This window comes from Pauljensenia sp. UMB0895, from assembly GCF_030218905.1.
Classification (GTDB): Bacteria; Actinomycetota; Actinomycetes; order Actinomycetales; family Actinomycetaceae; genus Pauljensenia; species Pauljensenia turicensis_A.
Genome location: NZ_JASOQR010000004.1, coordinates 39709 through 58060, shown reverse-complemented (window position 1 = coordinate 58060; position 18352 = coordinate 39709). Strand labels below are relative to the sequence as shown.

Genomic DNA, 18352 nt, shown 5'->3' with positions numbered 1-18352 from the left:
ACATCGAGTGTGCACCAATCGACGAGGCCGCCTGCCGATCTTGGCTCTGCTCTTATCGCAGGCGGAGCCAGGGAGTCGGTGCTCAGTCGCGTACCAACTCGAAAAGGTGGTCGATAACGTTCGTTCCGGACGCGCGCAGACCGTCGTGCTGGTACTCGTTCGTGATCCACGTGCGTGCGCCACGGATTGTCGCCGCGGTATCGAGGGACAGTTCACGAGGCACAAACATGTCGTCGTAGTAGACGGCTGCTGCGACCGGGACGGTGTTGTGAGTCAGAACCTCGGGAATGTAGACGGCCGGCCAATCCGTGCGTGTCGCCAGAATGTCGCAGGCTTTGGCGAACGGGCGGAGGAACGGATCCTCGTCGAAGAAACGGCGCATCATGTGCTCGCCGGTCAGGTAGTAGGGCTCAGATTCGTCGAGTGGATCGGCATCCTTAGCGAAACCGGGGATTTCTTCGGCTAGACGGTCGGCGGACCAGTTCGTTGTCGTGCCCGCCAGGTCGGGGGTCGCACCCGCATAAATTGTTTCGTGCAGGACCGCGTACATGGGTGTACCTGCAATTTCCGCCGCGATGCCTTCGAGGAACTGGTGTGACAGACGACGCTGCCCACGCACCGTCGTCCACGGGCCTTCGAGCAGGTAGTGCAACATGTCTGTGCGCGTTGTTGTTCCCAGGCCCATGCCGATCATGCGGAATCGTGCGGGGCTGAGGCGTTCTCCTGTTGGCAGTAGTTCTTCGGTGTCGCGCAGGTGAGCGGCGATTTCACGGATCGTGCGCTCGTCGGATGCGTAGCGCGAGAAGTAGGTCTGGTTACGCTTCGCCGTGGCGGCGTATGTCCGGCGATAGATTTCGTCAACATGTGTAAGGCCCGGCAAACCACCCGTAAGTAGTGACTTTTCGAGGCCCTCTGGGGCGAGCGACAGATAAGCGGTCGTGATGAATCCGCCGAAGCTCTGGCCCAGAGTCGACCACTGTGCGTCGCCAGCCAGCTCACGGCGAACATGCTCGGCATCCCAGACAATCTGATCCTGGCGGAAAAGCATCAGGTAATCAGCCAACGCCTGGTCGTTGATGGACCCATCCGGGTTATCGAAGCGACCGGACTCCACCAAACTGCGCGCATCAAGGCGTCCCGACTGGCCAGTGCCTCGTTGATCTAATAGAACCAAGCGGTGGTCGTCGAGCAGACGCCCAAGCCAGCCATCGCGGAAGTCACCCGAACGAGGCGCGCCAAAACCGGGACCCCCCTGCAAATACACCAAGTAGGGGAGGTTTTCGCCACCGGGGCGGATCACCTCGCGCGCGAAAACCTCGATCGTTTCCAGCGTCTGCGGAGTCGATGCGGGTGCGTTCAGCGTCTTCCGGTGATCCAACGGGACGACGAAACGGTGTTCATTGACGGTGCAAGAGTGCTGAATATACGAGTTCACGAGCATGAACCCACTGTATCGCGGGCGGGCGATCCAATTCGCATACCCGCAACGATGTCAGTGAACCGAGAGCAAGCTGGCTCTTTGCGGGAGTGCGGTTGCAGGCTGGACATCACTCAGCAAATCTTGCGCGTGGGTCGCTACTGCTCGTTCGAGGGACGCACCGTGGACGTCAGTGTGGCCTGCCTCTTAACCTTTCAAGGTTGTCTGATGATGAACCAGGCTCAGCCCACGCGAATTCTCACTTGGCTCCCAGACCGACAGCTCAACGCTGGCGCCGTTCTTCCATCGCATCTCGTAGCGAACAAGCCAAGCGCTTCCTGCGGGAGTCACCGTCATGCGACTGATCTTCGCGTCGAGGGGAACAGGGCCCTCCAACGTCGTGGTCACGTTCCCGTTCGGCCAAACGCGCGTGCAGTCCGAGGCTGCAATCTGCTTTAAAACCGATGATTCTCCTGTAAGCCAGGCGGTGAGGAACACCTTTTCATTCTCAATCAGACGCGACCTGTTGTCCGATCCGGAACCGTCACGCATCTCCATGAAAGAAGAGTCAGAAGAAGAAACCGCCGGCTCCGCGACTGCGCTCGCGGAATCATCGCCGAAATCACCGGTTTCGTTGGACTGCGAAGCGGGAGTTTCTCCCCCACTACCAGCAAATCCGGGGCCAGGCTTGGGGATGCGACCCGCCTGATATTCCTCGGCGCATCCGCGCGCGAAGTCATCGGCGAGCTCGTTCATGGTGTGCCCAGCGTGGCCTTTCACCCATTCGAAGGTTACGTTCCGCCCAGCGATGACACGGTCAATTTCTTGAATCAGTTCAAGGTTCTTGATCGGCTTCTTATCGGCTTTCACCCAACCGCGCTTCTTCCACCCGTGCATCCACTGAGAGATCACGTTGATCGCATACTGCGAATCGGCCAAGATATGGAGCTCACAGTCAGCAAACCCAGCAGCTTCCGTGGCCTTCAACAGCTCAAGAACAGCGGTGAGTTCACCCAGATTGTTCGTCCCCGATTCCCAGCCACCGGCATCCCAGCAAGTGGCGTCAACGACCCACGCCCAGCCGGCGGGACCAGGATTCCCAAGTGAAGAACCGTCAACGGCAGCAACGATACGGTTACCTGCAGGCGTCATCGCTGATCACCAGCCTTGTCCATTGCTTCGGATGCTTCAGACGTACCTAGTTCCGATGCTGCGGGCTCGCGAACTCCGACCTGCCCGAGCGCGAAAGCGAACTCTTCGGCGCGAGCCTTCCAGCGCCCTTCACGGCCAGACGGCCCAGCATGACCTGCAACCATCTGAGTACGCAGAACAATCGGACGCGAGGCGGCAAGGTCAGCATCTGCGTTCTGCCCTGACGCTTCTCGTAGGCGTTGGACCCACTTGGTCGGCTCAACAAATTCAACGCGTGTGTCATTCACTGACGTTGTTGCCATAACCGCTGGCAGAGTGACGTTTTCTGGCACGTTCTCGTACGGCGTGTAGCCCTTCATAATCCGGAAGATCTCCGGGCTTTCAATGGGGTTACCCCACTCTTCCCATTCACCGACCGTCAAAGGAAGACTCGGATCCAAGATTGTCGTCAGAGCGTCGACGAAAGGAACGCCAGCGATCACCGTTCGATACAGGTCGGGAGCCATATTCAACACGGCACCCATCAACAGACCACCGGCACTTCGTCCCTCAGCAATGAGGCGTCCGGGAGCAACCCACCCTGATTCGACCATCCAACGCCCAACGTCAATGAAGTCGGTGAAAGTATTCACCTTCACGGCTTCCTTCCCATCGTCATACCACGCGCGCCCCAGTTCGCCACCACCACGGATATGCGCGATCGCAAACACCACACCGCGCTCAAAGATTGGCAGGCGGAGCGTCTCAAACTCGGGGTCATAGGAGACCTCGTACGACCCATATCCCAATTCCCACCCGGGATGTGTGCCGTCAGGTCGCACATCAACCCCGTGAATCAACGTAACCGGGATCTGAGTCTTCCCATCGCGAGCCGTTACCCACACACGCTCTTCCACCATCGTGGACGGATCCCAGCCGGGAGCCTCTGCGACCTTCAGTACCGTCGTTTCGCCGCTGAATGGGTCAACTTGGATCGTTGTTTCCGGTTGAATCTGCGACTGAACACGCACGCGGAAGAAACGGTCATCAAAGCGCGGTCCCTCGACGGAGTTGATCGTGCGCACCGGAGCCTTTGCTTCCACGAAGTGCCCGTCGCCCCAGAGTTCGCACAGTTCGTCGCTCGAAAGGGGACGAGGCCGGACATCCCCGCTGACGTCAATAGCCGTGTTTCGGGTCCGGTACTCCACTTGTGTCAGAGCATTTGAACGCATAGAAAGCACGCAGAACGATGCCCTGGCTTCCACTTCGAGCAGGCGTTCGCCTGCGCCTGCTTCGCGCACAGTGACCCACGTTGACGGTGGAGCAAAAGGCACAGGTTCACCACCCTCAATCGCTGATCCAGACTCGCGATTACCAAGAACAGCGCGCGAATAGTCAGCATCGACGGGAGTTGCCAGCGACACAAGATCAGACGGATAAGAGGCAACGGCAAGCGTGCCCTCTTGCGACAGAGCAGTGTGCACCACAAGCAGGTGATCGCCAGCAGAATCCACCGCCACCATCACACGCTTTGCCAGACCGGTTATCGAGACCGGGCGCGTTGACGGATAATCCGGCAACCACACCCATGCCTGACCAGACGTCGACGACATGGAATGAATGAGGACATGGAACGGGTCCCCACCATCGGAAATCCCCATTTCAAAACGCTCGTCAGGGTCAACCAGAAGCAAACGATCCTGATCGCGACCTGTGCCAAGCTGGTGCCACCAGACTTCGCACGCGCGCCACGCGTCATCGACACCCATGTAAATAAACGAAGCAGAATCCGCTGCCCACGCCAGCCCATAACCAGCGTCAACGACAGCTTCATCAACGACTTCGCCAGTATCGGCAACCTGAACAACCCACGTGAAGCGCTCATCGCCAGCAGTGTCCCGCGCCCACGCGATCAAGCGACCATCGGGGCTCGGCTGAATATCAGCGACCTTAAAGAACTCCTGTCCCGTGGCCAGAGCATTCTCGTCCAAAATCAGCGTCTCACCAGGAAGAACACCATCAACACTGGGCTGAGGTGGAAGAATAGACGCATCAAAAATGCCCTTGCGATCGGCCGGCACACGATGATGCGTTGCATACGAATCGCCCTTATGCCACTTGTGGAAATACCAATAATCACCGTCCAAAACGGGAACCGAGACATCGTCCAGAGCCGTATGCCCCTTCACTTCGCCAGCAATCGCCGTAGCTAACGACTCAGTTGGCTTACACACGTGATCCGCCCAGTGATTCTCTGCATCCAGGTGCGCGACCACATCAGGATTCGACTCATCACGCAACCAGTCCCAGACATCATCAAAATGATCGCCGTGAATATCGCGGACGCGGTAGCCGAATCGACGTTCGGCCACGGGTGGAAGGGTGAATTCGCTCATGCACAGACTTTAACCCGCACCGTATACAAATGTTTTTACATACCCCGCACGGGTAAATGAGCCTGTGCCTCAACAAGCGAAAAACCTTAGAAACTCGCGCCAAAATACACGCCCCATGTCCAGAACGTCGAGCGTGGCCTCGTCAATAAAACCGCAGAACTACGACAAATTCGCGAGCGTCAACCGTGAGCGCACATGCTGGATCTCGGCGAGCATTTCGAACCGGGAGGGCATAGTCTGCAAACGTGCCTGAAATGCAAGAAACCACCGTTCCCACGCTGACGAATAACATCAACGACGTTGCCCTCGTCTTCGAAGGAGGCGGCATGCGCAACGCCTACACGGCGGCCGTCGTCTCGGAATTCGTGGAGCAAGGCCTGTTCTTCGACCATGTTTCCGGTATTTCCGCGGGCTCATCGCACACGGTCAACTACATTTCACGCGATCCGAAACGCTCCTACGAAACCTTCGTTGACGTCGCCGAATACCCTGAATTTGGCGGGCTCGACCACTTCGCCCGTGGCCGAGGATTTTTCAACGCCCAATGGATCTACGAAGAAATCGGCAAGCCTGACGGCGCCATGCCCTTTGACATTGACACCTTCAACGCCAACCCGGCAACCGCGCGCGTCGGCGCGTTTAATGCCTCCCGTGGCGAAATGCGCTGGTTCGGCAAAGACGACATGACGACGCTGGCTGACCTAGGGGCGCGCGTTCGCGCCTCGTCGACGCTACCGATTCTGATGCCGCCGGTCATCATCGACGGCGATACCTACGTTGACGGTGCGCTCGGTCCGAATGGTGGTATTCCACTGGATGCGCCCATGCGCGACGGCTACCGCACATTCGTCGTCATCGCGACCCGCCCGCGCGACTACGTCAAGGGAGCGATGCGCACCTCGGTCGGCGCAATGCTGAAGGCGAACTTCCGTAAGTTCCCCTCCATCTATGAAGGCGTCGCCCGGCGCCCGGTTCGCTACAACGCCACCCGCAAAAAGATGTTTGAACTGGAAGAACAGGGGCGCGCCTACCTCTTCTTTCCCGAAACAATCGACATTCAAAACACGGAAATGCGCCGCGAGCGCCTCGACGCCAACTACCAGGCAGGCCTTGAGCAGATCCGTCGCGAGATGCCCGCGATCAAGGCATTCCTCGGCTTCTGAGTTTCTCGCATCCGGCTTTCTGCCCTCCAGCTTCCGTCGGGGTTGTCGAGTGTGACTTGCTCACTTGTACTTTCTGCCTCGTCTGAATCGGGAGGAACGCCTGCGTATGTGATCTGCGAAATCGTCGCGACGAAGCCGATGAAGAAGAGGACACCCCTGAGAAGGACTATGGTGCAATGGCTGAGGGTTCTCACTGAAGGACTCCCTTGTCCTGCCCACGTCGGGCTGTGATAGTTCACCAATGTCCGGCGGATGAATATCTGTCGCGCATGGTGGGTGCGTCATTGACAGTCTGTCATGGTCCACGATGTGGATTGACGAGGTTCGGGCTTGAACGAAACTCGGGGTGCATCCGAATGGATGCACCCCGAGCCCCGTCACGGAGCCGTGTTACTCAGTCGCCAGTGCCTCCACGGGAGAGACCTTTGCAGCCTTGCGTCCGGGCAACCACGAGGCAATCAAAGCGGCCAACACGGACACAGCAACAACCGCAATCAGGGTTCCCCACGGCATGGCGATTGCAATGGTCACATCCTTTAAAGGCAGGGCGTATGTTCCCGCGATTCCAAAGATAATCCCCAGAATCACACCGATGGTTGACCCAGCCAACGCGATACAGACAGCTTCGACACTCAGCATTGTCTTAATATTCCGGCGGGTCATACCAAGAGCGCGCAACAGACCGTTCTCGCGGGTGCGCTCCGCAACCGACAGACTGAGCGTATTCGTCACACCGACCAGTGCAATCAGAACCGAAATACCGAGCATTCCGATCACGACCAGTAGGACTTGATCGATCATCCGGTTGTAGGTTTCGCGTTCAAGAGCAGTACCGTTCACCGAGTACTGGTCGTTGAGCGACAGCAGAGCGGACTGTACTTTGGTAGCACTCGCCTGGTCGTCCAGCTTCACTTGAATCGCGCTTAGGCCGGCTGATGAATCTAGTTTGCCGAGGGCGTTCGCAGAAATTGAAACGTAGCCAGCCTGGGAGTGTTCGTCGATGAGAGCGGTGAAGTCAGCACATTTTCCGTTCGAGGTACACACCTGAACCGTGTCGCCGGTCTTCACTGTGCTGCTCTGGAACTTTGCGGTCGAATCATCCAATACGTCAATCGTGGAGTGTGCGACCGGATTCAAGTCGGGCACGCCCTCGATGAAGACGTCGAGCGAATCAGTCCCCGCTGTCATCGTTCCGCTGGTCCCGTGAATCGCAACCGCCGCGGCAACACCTTGTGTCCCAGTGACCTCCGACAGAGCGGATGCGGGTAGCTCACCGCTGACAGACTGCACGGTCAGATCGTAAGGACGAGCAGAATCAACCTCGGAAGTGAGTGTCTCCCGCATTGATACTGCGCCCACGCTCATCATGGTGATCAGGGTGACGCCAATGGCGATAGCAACACCTGTTGCTGCGGTGCGACCAGGATTGCGAAGAGTATTTTCGCGTGCCAGCTTCGCCGTGGTTCCCCGTCCAAGACTGCCCCACAGACGTGCCAAGGCCGGGATGAAAACGATCGATGCGCACATCATGGCGACCAGCGCGACCATTCCGGAAAGGAATGCGAGCAGGAAACCGCTGGTCGACCCACGCATGAACAGGCCAACACCCATACCTGTGAAGGCAAGCGCCGCAATGATGAGAGAAACAATGAAGAACACGCGATGCGACTTCTGCGAGGATGTGGTTTCCGCTTGATTACCCAGTGCCTCGATCGGAGACATGCGAGCAATCGAGCGCGCGGGGCGCAGGTTCGCGGCGATCGTCATCAGCGTGCCAGCCGACCACGTGCCCGCCAAGGCGATCGGCGAGGCAGCCGAGGCAACTGCGTCAGAGAACGAGACAATCCCGAACCCGTTCAGGATTGCAAACCCGCCCAATGCGCCCACGGCGGTACCGACCGCCGACGAGATGAGGCCGATCAATGCGGCCTCGCGCATGACCAACGACCGAGTTTGCTTCTTCGTTGCGCCAATGGCGCGTAGCAGGGCGAGCTCGCGACGCCGCTGAGTCATTATCACCTGGAAGGTCGTCGCAACAACGATAATTGCGACAATCATCGAAATCACGGGGAAGACCAGGAATATCGCTGTGAGTGTTGCTGACCCGACGGCCAGTTGCTCAATCTCTCTTTCGTATGCCGCTTGGCCGGTCATTACTGTCAGACCGGTGTCATCGAGTGTCGTTGTCAGCGTGTTCGCCAACTTTTCTTGCTCAGCAATCGACGGGGAGGCGCTCGATGAGGCAACCAGAATGCTGGTCGTGTACTGCGAGTGATTGGACGCGGCAACCAAGCCGTCCGGTGTCATCATCGCAACACCTTGGCCCGTCGGCCCGGTTTTCACCAGGCCCGAAACGGTCAGGCTGGTCTTTGGAGCAGAAGCATCCTGCGTGTACGCAGCGCTTGCCTGAATCGTGTCGCCTACCTTCACGCCCAGGTTGTCAGCGGCGATCGTGTCGAGGAAGATCTCAGTGTCGCTGTTCGGAAGGGCACCTTCTGTTACTTCACTGCGGTGGAAAGGTTCCGGCTGGGTAGAGCGTGCCATGCGAACCGTGCGCTTAGCGCCATTCGACAGATTGAGGAAGGCCCGCTGTTGCGGTGCAATTGCCGTGACACCGTCGGTTGCCTTCAACTGATCGGTGACCTCTAAAAGATCCGAGTGGCCGGCATCGTAGAACTCGTCAGTAGCCTCGACCACCGTGGCAGCACCGTGGTAGGAATCGCGCGCACTCGCGGTCAGCGATGCGGTCATGCCGTTGCCGAGTGCCAGGAACACCATGATGAACGCGGTTGAAATCGCGACGGCGAGGCCGGTCGCCACGTAGCGATGACCGTGCGTCTTCACGTTGGCGCGGAGCAAGTGGCCAAGGGTTCCACGCGATGTGGAAGCGTCGGTACGAGGCTCGGATGTAGGGGCGAAATCGCTCGGTTGTTTAATGGAGCTCATCGTGCGGCCTCGCTCAGCTGAGCTTCGGTCGGCTTGGCCAGATCGGCCCGGATCTTTCCGTCGCGCATCACCAGGACACGGTCGGCAATCAGAGCGGCGTTTTGATCGTGCGTCACCATGATGACGCTCTGTCCCAGCTGATCAACGGTGGCGCGAAGAAGTTGCAGGACCTCGCGCGAGGAAGCGGAGTCCAGGTTGCCGGTCGGTTCGTCGGCGACGATCACTGCTGGCTTCGATGCGAGCGCACGGGCAACGGCGACGCGTTGCTGCTGGCCACCAGACATTTCCTGCGGGCGATGCTTCAAGCGATTCCCGATGCCGAGCACGTCGATGATCATGGAGAGCCAACGGCGGTCAGGCTTTTGTCCGGCCAAGTGAAGGGGAAGCTCAATGTTTGCGCGCGCATCAAGAGTGGGAACAAGGTTGAAGCTCTGGAATACGAAACCGATGCGGTCGCGACGAAGACGGGTCAACGCGTCATCATCCAGTTGCGACAAGGTTTTACCTTCGATCCGAACCTCGCCACTGGTCGCCAAATCGAGACCGGCAAGCATGTGAAGCATGGTCGACTTACCTGAGCCCGACGGACCCATAATGGCGGTGAAGGTGTGCTCGTAAAAGTCGACGCTGACGTCGTCAAGCGCTGCGACGCGCGTATCATCCTGACCGTAAATCTTGGATACGTGATCAAGCGCGACAACGGGCGCGGACGACGAAACGGATGAGACTGACTGAGATTGTGAAAGTGGAATGCTCATGCTTCAACTGTGCGCCGAGCAACGAGCTACGCACTATGGGGGAAGCGCCCATTTCCACCCCCATTTTCTTGTGGGGGATGTCCCCGATTAACCTCGAATAGAAGGGGGGTCAGTCCTTTTCCACGGAGTCGGTGGCGACAATACTGAGCCCGCGGAAACGGTTGATCGCGGCCCCAATGTCGACGCGTCGCGGGCGAGCCAAGAATGCCGGGTATGAGCGTGCCCCGAACTTTGTCAGCGCGTCCAAGCCTTCGGATGCGAACTGACGTTCAAGACGAGCAAGCAGTTCGACTAGCGCCATCTTGCCGGCAGCATAGTTTTCCAAAACTCCTCGGACCGCCCACGCGATTGCTTCGGTCTGACCCGGATCGACGATTTGCTCCACGTCCGTCAGGGTGATTGTCTGGCGGTCGATCGTGATTTCGTCCAGGCCCGCGGACTTTGTCTTCGGGCGGTCGGACGTGGGGCGCAGGCGATGGGGGATACGAGGCGCGGGCAACGCGAATTCCTGCTTGTCATTACGAGGCCGCGGCATTTGTGCAGCTACATCCTTGGCGCGGGCGGTGACGTCCACGCAACGGTAAGTGTCAAGCATGAGGACGCAGTCGGCAACGTCCAGATAGTCGCCAGAACCGCCCATGACCATAATCGTTGAAACATTCTGCTTTGCAAGAGCTCCGATACGGTCAACGAGGGGAGTGATCGGCTCTTTTTCGGTGGCGACGAGGGCGCGCATACGCTCATCACGGATCAAGAGGTTCGTTGCCGAAGTGTCTTCGTCGATCAGCAGAAGAGGAGAGCCGAGTTCCACAGCCTCCATGATCGCCGCAGCCTGAGAGGTTGAGCCTGAAGCGTTCGACGTCGAGAAGTTCGTCGTGTCCGCGCCGGCCGGCAAATGTGAAATAAAGGGAGAAACATCGACTCCGGTCACGGTACGACCATCGGCTGCGCGTACCTTCATGGCATCCGGAAGAGTTGCTACGAGTTCGCGACCGTCGTTTGGAACATGCGCGTACACGCCTCGTTGGATTGCTGATAATAGCGTCGACTTGCCGTGGTAGCCACCGCCGACGATCACGGTGACACCGGGAGCAATTGCCATGCCACTGACTTTGCCCGCGTGAGGAAGGTTCACCGTCTGACGCAGAGTCTGCGGGGACTCAAAAGTTACCGCGGTATCGGCGTCCATCGGAACCTGCGAAACCCCCGACTTACGGGCAAGCAACGAGCCATCGGCGATAAAAGACACCCAGTTGTTTTCCGCCAGAGAATCGATCAGAGCGCAATGATCCTCGTACGTTGCAATGTGGGTTTTCAGGGCAGAAGTCTTGGCGATGGTGATGTCATCGTCAGACACAAAATCAAACGTGTCCATCACAATGTTCGGAATATCCACGTCGAAAATACGGGCAGCTTCGCGGCCCATGATCGTTCGACCTCGCGCAGGCATCTGAACCTGGAAACGGATCTCAACATGATCGGGCATCACCTTCGCGCTTGAACGTTGCAGGATCTCTGGACCCGGGTGAGCGATCCGAATGGCACCACCACGAATGCGGTTTCTGATTGCTGCCTCGAAGGCTCGCGCCAGGAAGTCAGCCGTCGCCAGACGAGCCTGACCATTCGCCAATGCTTCAGGTGGCAAGCCCATTCGATCAGGTTTCGCAGTTGCGCGAATCTGCGACGGAGGAGCGTAAGGGTCGGACTGAATCCGATCGATGCTCAGCGAAAAATCGCCGTAATCCCAGTCGCCGATCACCGACTTATACGACCCGTAGGAGCGACCATCCAGACGGTCGAGGTCACGAATCAACTCTGCGTCAGAGCCAGAGCGTTTGTGGAACTTATCGTCGGTGTGAAAGCGAGGGACCATGCCCCTATCGTATCGGGTCGCTCCACCCCGGGCACAGGTCGCGCCGGCGGGCATTCCACGCACATAACGTGGTCGCTTTCCGATGCCCGCCGGCGCTATTCCTCACTCACACGGTTGAGGAAGCCTGCGCAGTACCCCGCACAGGGGCACCTCAGTCAGCCCTGCAAGACCTGCGTCGACAGGGGAGTGCGATTACCGAAACGATGGTTCGTGATCGACACTGCCTGCTCGTGAACGAACGGCAGAACCTCTACACGGCCAGAGTTTGTGACGGGGCCATCCCAGACGGCCACGTCAATCGAGCCGCCCACGGCGCAACGCAGGTCGTCGCCGGCCTCGTCAATGAGACGAATACGCTCGTCGTAGTTGAATTCCACCTGTGTCAGACGCATAGTGAACTGATCGAAGTCTTCGACAACAACCCCGATACCCATGTGCGCCAGTAGCGACGTGATCGACGTGGGTAGCGGTGTGGTCGTGGAAACGGTCAGCTCAACATCGCCCCAACCGCCGCCGGTGGTCTCGCGAATCATTCCCTCACCCAGTGGATTCGAAGCGAAGGAACCCGTTGCCACGCCAGCCGAGATGACGCGCAGAATATCGGTCAGCGAAGCGCCCGCTCCGGCACGAATCGTTGCACGTGCCGGAATGTAACGCAGAATATTGCGCTCCGCGGGCACCGCGCTCGGGTCATGTAAGACGTCGAATTCGGTGAACGCGGCCTCGTTATCCGACGAAATTGCCTTCGCCAAACGCTCCATCTCTTCGCCGTCAAGCACCTCGGACGCCGAATCGAGCAGATCACGCAACTGAGGCTTCAACGTGTGCGTCGACGGAGCGGAATCGAGTGGCGCGGACGCCAGCGAACCGAAGCCCAGCAGGTAGTTTGGGCCACCGGCCTTCGTGCCTTCGCCGACAACTGAACGCTTCCAGCCACCGAACGGCTGGCGACGCACGATCGCGCCCGTGATACCGCGGTTAACGTACACGTTGCCAGCTTCGACGTTGTTCAGCCAGTAGTTGATTTCGTCCGGATCCAGCGAGTGTAGGCCGGCGGTCAGACCGTACTCGACCATGTTCTGCGCTTCGATCGCCTCATCGAGCGTATCGACGCGGATAATGCCGAGGATCGGGCCGAAGTATTCGGTCAAGTGGTACTCGCTACCGACCTGGACACCCGAGCGGACACCAGGACTCCACAGTCGGTTCGTGTCATCGAGAGGCTTTGGGGTGATTTCCCACTTCTGACCTGGTTCCAACGTGGTCAGACCGCGCAGTAGCTTTCCGGTCGGCTCGGTCGCCAGCGGACCCATCTGAGCGCTCAGGTCATCCGACCAGGCGACATGCAGGGAACGAACCGCGTCAAGCAACTGGTTGCGCACGCGCTTCGAGAAGCCGACCGAACCGACCAGAATCACATAGGAGCAGGCAGAACACTTCTGACCAGCGTGACCGAACGCTGAGTTCACAACATCCTTTACGGCCAGATCAAGGTCGGCCGACGGAGTGATGATGATCGAGTTCTTACCCGAAGTTTCTGCCATGATCTTCATCGTCGGATCCCAGGAACGGAACAGTTCAGCCGTCCCAGCCGCGCCCGTCAGGACAACGCGACCCACGCGTGGGTGCGTGACGAGGTCCTTACCCAGCGTGTCCTCGCCGACGGAGACAAACTGCAGGACATCCTTCGGGACACCCGCAGCCCACAGGCACTCGGCAATAACGGCGCCACAGCGACCAGCCGGATCAGCAGGCTTCAAAATGACAGCCGATCCTGCAGCCAAAGCGGCCAGAACGCCACCGGCAGGAATTGCCAGCGGGAAGTTCCACGGCGGAGTAACCAAGGTCAGATCCACCGGAGTGAACTGGGCGCCATCGAGTTTTTCGAGCTCCAGAGCAAGCTGTGCGTAGTAGTGGGCAAAGTCGGTAGCTTCGGAAACCTCGACGTCAGCCTGCTCCAGGGACTTGCCCAGTTCGGAGCCGGCAACCTCGATCAGATCCGCGCGACGACGGGCCAGCTCAACACCTGCGCGGTGCAGGATATCGCTACGCTCTGCGGCGCTACGGGCCGCCCATTCCTTGCCGGCGTTCGCGGTCGCCTCGACGAGGGTGTCCAGGGTTTCGCGATCAGTGATCGTCCCCGCTTCAAGGGTCGAAGTTCCCAGAGTTGAGGTCGGGATACGCTCGGCGATTTCACGTGCCCACTGCAGGTTGACCGGAAGAGCCGGATCCGAATCCGCAGTGTTCGCGAAGACCCAGTTACCGTTCGAGTCCTTCAACGGTGCAGCCAGGTCGTCGGCAGTTTCCGACGTGCGGTCCTGGGTACGATTTGCGCCAACACGGCTGATTCCCTCGCGCTTCATCTGCTCAACTGCGGCAAGGAAGCGAGTCTTTTCCTTATCGAATGACACTTGCGAGGTGCCGATATCGAAGATCGACGCCATGAAGTTATCGTCCGCGGAGTTTTCTTCCAGTCGGCGCACCAGGTACGCGATGGCAACGTCGTATTCGTCGGGGTGAACGACGGGCACGTACAGTAACAGGTTGCCGACTTCCTGACGAACTGCGGCCGCCTGCTGCATCGCCATACCGGACAGCATTTCGAATTCAACGTGGTCGGTAACACCGCGTTCCTTCGCCAGCTCCCATGCGCAGGCGACTGTGAACAGGTTGTGTCCCGCGACGCCGATGTTGACGTTCTGAATACGATCGGGGTGCATCGCCCAATCCAGGACTCGCACGTAGTTCGCATCCGTCGACTGCTTCGAATCCCAGGTCGTCAGATCCCAGCCGTGCATCGCGGCATCGACGCGCTCCATTGCCAGGTTTGCGCCCTTCACGACACGCACCTTGATCGGTGCTCCGCCACGCGCTCTGCGTGCTGCTGCCCATTCCTGCAGATCCTTCATGACGTTCAGGGTGTCGGGCAGATAGGCCTGAAGCACGATGCCGGCACGCAGACCCAGGCATTCTTCACGGTCGAGGATTGTCTTGAACACGTCGACCGTCAGCTGAAGGTCGTGGTATTCCTCCATGTCCAAGTTGATGAACTTGCCACCGGCGCTGACCGCGTACTGGTAGAGCGGAAGCAGTTCGCGCACCGCGTGGTTAACGATCTGGTCGTATCCCCACGGGTTGTGCGGGCCGGTCACCGCCGAAACCTTCAGTGAAACGTAGTCAACATCCGGGCGCTCCAACAGACGACGAGTGTCGTCGAGGCGCTTGCGAGCTTCCTTCTCGCCCAGCACGGCTTCGCCGAGCAGATTCATGTTCAGGCGCGCGCCATCTTTACGAAGTCGCTCGATTGCTGGACCGAGCTTCTCGTCGGACACATCAACAACAAGATCACCAACAAGGCGTGCAAACACCTTGCGGGCGGCGGGAACAGCGATTGACGGAACTAGCGTGCCAACCTTACCGCCAACCAGTGCAGGGGTGCGCAGATACCACGGCAAGAACTTCGGGTTCTTCGCGCCGACCTCGGCAAGGTGGCGTGCGGCCACCTTCTGGTCTTCGGGGCGAACCACTCCGTCAACGAATGAAACGGTGTAATCCAAGCCCTCTTCGTCCTTCAACACGCCGGCCAGCAACTGTGCTGCCGGGTCAGTCGGGAACTGTGTCGATGATGTCGCCCAACGCCTCGCGGTAGCAAGCGCGCGGTCAACGATCGTTTCGAAATCCGTGGTGGGGTTTTCTGATTCAGACATTCTTCCTCGATTACTTTGTTCAGTGGTGTGTGAGTGAGTTGGAAAGATTCAGTGCGGTGATGTTCAGTCGACGAGGTCGCCCACCCCGTTTCAGGCCGTGGCGGTTCAGTGGGCGAGGTGGCCTCGTCAATTCTGAAATAGAGGGATCTGACTGCTTCGCGCCACCTGCATTCGTGGCGAAGTAGCGCGAAGCTGAGGCGTCAGATGCCCTGAGTTTCTGCGATTGTCTGGTCGAACTCGGCATCAATGTCCGGGTTTGGCTTCCACGTTGCACGCGACACGACGGCCGCAACGATGAGGTTCAGAAGGAAGCCGGGGACGATCTCGTACAGGTCGAAGATGCCACCCGAAATGTTGCCCCAGATGCCAACGACGACCGCGCCGGTCACCATGCCGGCGATTGCGCCTGCCGAGGTGAGTTTGCGCCAGTACAGCGACAGGATCACGATCGGACCGAATGATGCGCCGAAGCCGGCCCACGCGAACGCCACCAGACCCAGAATCGAGTCGGATCTTTGCCACGCCAGAAACGCTGCGATCAGAGCGATCACGCCAACCGCGATACGGCCAGCAAGAACACCGTCAGCGCCGTTCAGTTCGCGCTTCGTGTAGGCGCGGTAGATATCTTCGACCAGTGCGGACGAGGTCACCAGAAGCTGGGACGAAATGGTCGACATGATGGCGGCGAGGATCGCTGCAAGCATGAAGCCTGCGATGAAGGGGTGGAAGAGCAACTGCCCGAGGCTGATGAAGACGCCTTCGGGGTTCGCGAGCTTTCCTTCGTCATGCTGGTAGACGGCGATGCCGACAATTGCTGTCATGCCTGCACCAATCACGGACAGGAACATCCAACTGATACCGATGCGACGACCCTGCTTGGCCTCCGCGGTAGAACGCAGTGCCATGAAGCGGACGATGATGTGCGGCTGACCGAAGTAGCCGAGGCCCCACGCGAGCGCCGACACGATGCCGAGGATTGCTACGCCGGACAGAGCGCCTTCACCGTGAGTGAGCGAGAAGATCGTCGGATCGATGCGGTTCACTTCGCTCATCAGATTGGAGAAGCCACCAACGTGGATGACGCCCACAACCGGCACCAGGATGAGCGCGATCAGCATCATGATGCCCTGAACGGCGTCGGTCCACGATACGGCAAGGAAGCCACCGACCAGCGTGTACAGCACTGTCGTCGCAGCGATGATGACCATACCCAGGTGGTAGTCCATGCCGAATGATGATTCGAAGAACGCGCCACCGGCGACCATGCCCGATGAAACGTAGAACGTGAAGAACACGGTGATGACAAGGCCGGCAACGATACGAACAATATTGGAGGTATCGCGTAGGCGTTGGCCGAGGAACGATGGAACGGTGATCGAGTTCGATGCGATCTTCGAGTATGCGCGAAGCCTGGGGGCGGTGAACTTCCAGTTCAGCCATGCGCCGAGGGTCAGGCCAACTGCGATCCAGCCTTCGATGAGGCCGTTGAGGTAGAGCGCACCGGGCAGGCCCATGAGGAGCCAGCCGGACATGTCGGCTGCGCCTGCGGAAAGGGCTGCGACGCCGGGGCCAAGATCTCGGCCACCGAGCATGTAGTCGTCAAGGCTCTTAGTGCGGTTGTATGCGAAAAGACCGATCATGACCATCGCCAATAGGTAGATGATCATCGCCACGGCCTGGAAAGTAGTCTCAGTCATAAGGAGCTCCTAGCGTTGTCGCATCATCGGGGCCCGAGGTGGTGGGCTCGGATAGTGGTGCGAGTTGGGAGCCAGCGTGCTAGCTGGGATGCCCCGAAGCGCCGTTGCGTCGGGTTGTGTTGAGCATAACACCTCTAGGACTTTAGTCGCACATGTTTTTGGGACGAAATATTGCGCGAAAAAACGACCGCCCACTGCGACATTTTGGAGAATGCTTCCGAAATGTCGCAGTGGGCGGGAGAGTCAGTTCGGTGAATGCGGTGAGCTCACCAACAGAGCATCACGCAGCAAGCAGTGCGATGAGCGCGGCTATCAGGAATATCAACACGACAAACGCAATCGCAACGCCCCACAAGGCAACACCGACAATGCCGAGAATGCGACCGACCTTCGCGTTCGACACGATGTCGGCGCTGACCCCGTTTTCCTGAGCCTGGCGCAGGATCGAATTACCCCACAGCCACGCGGGAATCGAACCAAAGAGGCCGATGAGCACCAGTCCGAGAATGCCGAGGATCAGGACGATGGTCGAATTCGACTTCAATTCCTGCGCCAGAGGAGTCATCTGGAACGTCATCCCATACGGCGCCTGGCCAAAGCCGTTTGCCCCATACTGACCGCCGTTGTACTGGCCGTATGGTTGCTCGGGCTGGACACCCGGTTGCCCGTAAGGGTTCTGCTGATCGAACTGCGGTGCGGTGTAGGCACCCTGACTAGCGGTTGCCGGCTGCTCGCTTGTCGGCGATGCCCATGGATTCTGTTCCCACGTTGGCTGAGTCGGAGTTGAATCCTCGACTACTTGTGCTTCAACGTCAATCACTTCAGGGGCGGGTTCGCTGGCAAGTTCCGTCGTCTCAGCGGTTTCCTTAGCGGGAAGCACCGTGGTTTCCTCGACAGCGCCCACGGTGGAATCGCCAACGGGAAGCTCAGTCGTCTCCTCGGTCGGGAGCAGTTCGGTTGCCTCTTCTACCGGAGCATTGTTTAGTGCAACAGGCTCTGTTGAGTCAGTATCCGCAGGTGCTCCCTCTGCTTCTTCAGCGTTCGCTTCAACGACCTGCTCTTCAGCTGGGGTGCCTTCCTGCTTTTCGGCTTCTTCGGGGCTCGGCTGCTGATCCGTCATAATGTCTCCTCACCTTGATGTTGATACCAGTCTAAGAAAGGCGGGCGCACCTCGATAGTGGGGACTCCCCTGACTAACCCCCGATCAACCCCGTAATGTCCCCTTTCCGTCAGAGTGCAACAACCGAGCAATTCCCTAGTTGTC

General features: G+C 58.8%; 10 protein-coding genes. 1 reads left to right on the top strand and 9 read right to left on the bottom strand.

What is annotated here, in order from left to right:
- Positions 1–82: 82 nt before the first annotated feature.
- The 3 genes from QP503_RS03410 to QP503_RS03400 form a co-directional block, all read right to left on the bottom strand.
- Entirely contained in the window at positions 83–1441 is a 1359-nt protein-coding gene (locus QP503_RS03410; protein ID WP_103632837.1) for an alpha/beta fold hydrolase, read from the bottom strand.
- 183 nt (positions 1442–1624) lie between these two features.
- The gene (locus QP503_RS03405; RefSeq protein WP_103632836.1) at positions 1625–2569 is read right to left on the bottom strand and encodes a ribonuclease H family protein; all 945 of its coding nucleotides are present in this window, start codon (positions 2567–2569) and stop codon (positions 1625–1627) included.
- Complete coding sequence (locus tag QP503_RS03400; RefSeq protein ID WP_103632835.1) at positions 2566–4944, bottom strand: S9 family peptidase; 2379 nt, start codon at positions 4942–4944, stop codon at positions 2566–2568. The genes QP503_RS03405 and QP503_RS03400 overlap by 4 nt, the downstream gene beginning before the upstream one ends.
- Positions 4945–5198: 254 nt before the next feature.
- On the opposite strand from QP503_RS03400, the gene QP503_RS03395 reads away from it, so the two are divergent.
- Positions 5199–6107, top strand: coding sequence for a patatin-like phospholipase family protein (locus QP503_RS03395; protein WP_103632834.1), 909 nt, complete (start codon positions 5199–5201; stop codon positions 6105–6107).
- Positions 6108–6497: 390 nt separating this feature from the next.
- On the opposite strand, the gene QP503_RS03390 is transcribed toward QP503_RS03395, so the two are convergent.
- The 6 genes from QP503_RS03390 to QP503_RS03365 form a co-directional block, all read right to left on the bottom strand.
- The gene (locus QP503_RS03390) at positions 6498–9053 is read right to left on the bottom strand and encodes an FtsX-like permease family protein (protein WP_103632833.1); all 2556 of its coding nucleotides are present in this window, start codon (positions 9051–9053) and stop codon (positions 6498–6500) included.
- On the bottom strand, positions 9050–9811 hold the full coding sequence (locus QP503_RS03385) for an ABC transporter ATP-binding protein (RefSeq protein ID WP_179370099.1): 762 nt from the start codon (positions 9809–9811) through the stop codon (positions 9050–9052). The genes QP503_RS03390 and QP503_RS03385 overlap by 4 nt, the downstream gene beginning before the upstream one ends.
- A 109-nt stretch (positions 9812–9920) precedes the next feature.
- Entirely contained in the window at positions 9921–11684 is a 1764-nt protein-coding gene (locus tag QP503_RS03380) for an ABC-ATPase domain-containing protein (RefSeq protein WP_103632832.1), read from the bottom strand.
- A gap of 155 nt (positions 11685–11839) precedes the next feature.
- Positions 11840–15391: a proline dehydrogenase family protein gene (locus QP503_RS03375; RefSeq protein WP_103632831.1), complete on the bottom strand. Its 3552-nt coding sequence runs from the start codon at positions 15389–15391 to the stop codon at positions 11840–11842.
- A gap of 200 nt (positions 15392–15591) precedes the next feature.
- Entirely contained in the window at positions 15592–17088 is a 1497-nt protein-coding gene (gene putP / locus QP503_RS03370; RefSeq protein ID WP_103632830.1) for a sodium/proline symporter PutP, read from the bottom strand.
- A 280-nt stretch (positions 17089–17368) separates the two neighbouring features.
- Positions 17369–18208, bottom strand: a complete 840-nt coding sequence (locus QP503_RS03365) for a hypothetical protein (RefSeq protein WP_103632829.1) — start codon at positions 18206–18208, stop codon at positions 17369–17371.
- Positions 18209–18352: the final 144 nt, after the last annotated feature.

Bases quoted from the DNA above. Each gene is read 5' to 3' on its own strand.
- QP503_RS03410 (WP_103632837.1), bottom strand. From the start codon at position 1,441: ATGCTCGTGAACTCGTATATTCAGCACTCTTGCACCGTCAATGAACAC.
- putP (WP_103632830.1), bottom strand. From the start codon at position 17,088: ATGACTGAGACTACTTTCCAGGCCGTGGCGATGATCATCTACCTATTG.
- QP503_RS03380 (WP_103632832.1), bottom strand. From the start codon at position 11,684: ATGGTCCCTCGCTTTCACACCGACGATAAGTTCCACAAACGCTCTGGC.
- QP503_RS03400 (WP_103632835.1), bottom strand. From the start codon at position 4,944: ATGAGCGAATTCACCCTTCCACCCGTGGCCGAACGTCGATTCGGCTAC.
- QP503_RS03390 (WP_103632833.1), bottom strand. From the start codon at position 9,053: ATGAGCTCCATTAAACAACCGAGCGATTTCGCCCCTACATCCGAGCCT.
- QP503_RS03395 (WP_103632834.1), top strand. From the start codon at position 5,199: ATGCAAGAAACCACCGTTCCCACGCTGACGAATAACATCAACGACGTT.
- QP503_RS03365 (WP_103632829.1), bottom strand. From the start codon at position 18,208: ATGACGGATCAGCAGCCGAGCCCCGAAGAAGCCGAAAAGCAGGAAGGC.
- QP503_RS03405 (WP_103632836.1), bottom strand. From the start codon at position 2,569: ATGACGCCTGCAGGTAACCGTATCGTTGCTGCCGTTGACGGTTCTTCA.
- QP503_RS03375 (WP_103632831.1), bottom strand. From the start codon at position 15,391: ATGTCTGAATCAGAAAACCCCACCACGGATTTCGAAACGATCGTTGAC.
- QP503_RS03385 (WP_179370099.1), bottom strand. From the start codon at position 9,811: ATGAGCATTCCACTTTCACAATCTCAGTCAGTCTCATCCGTTTCGTCG.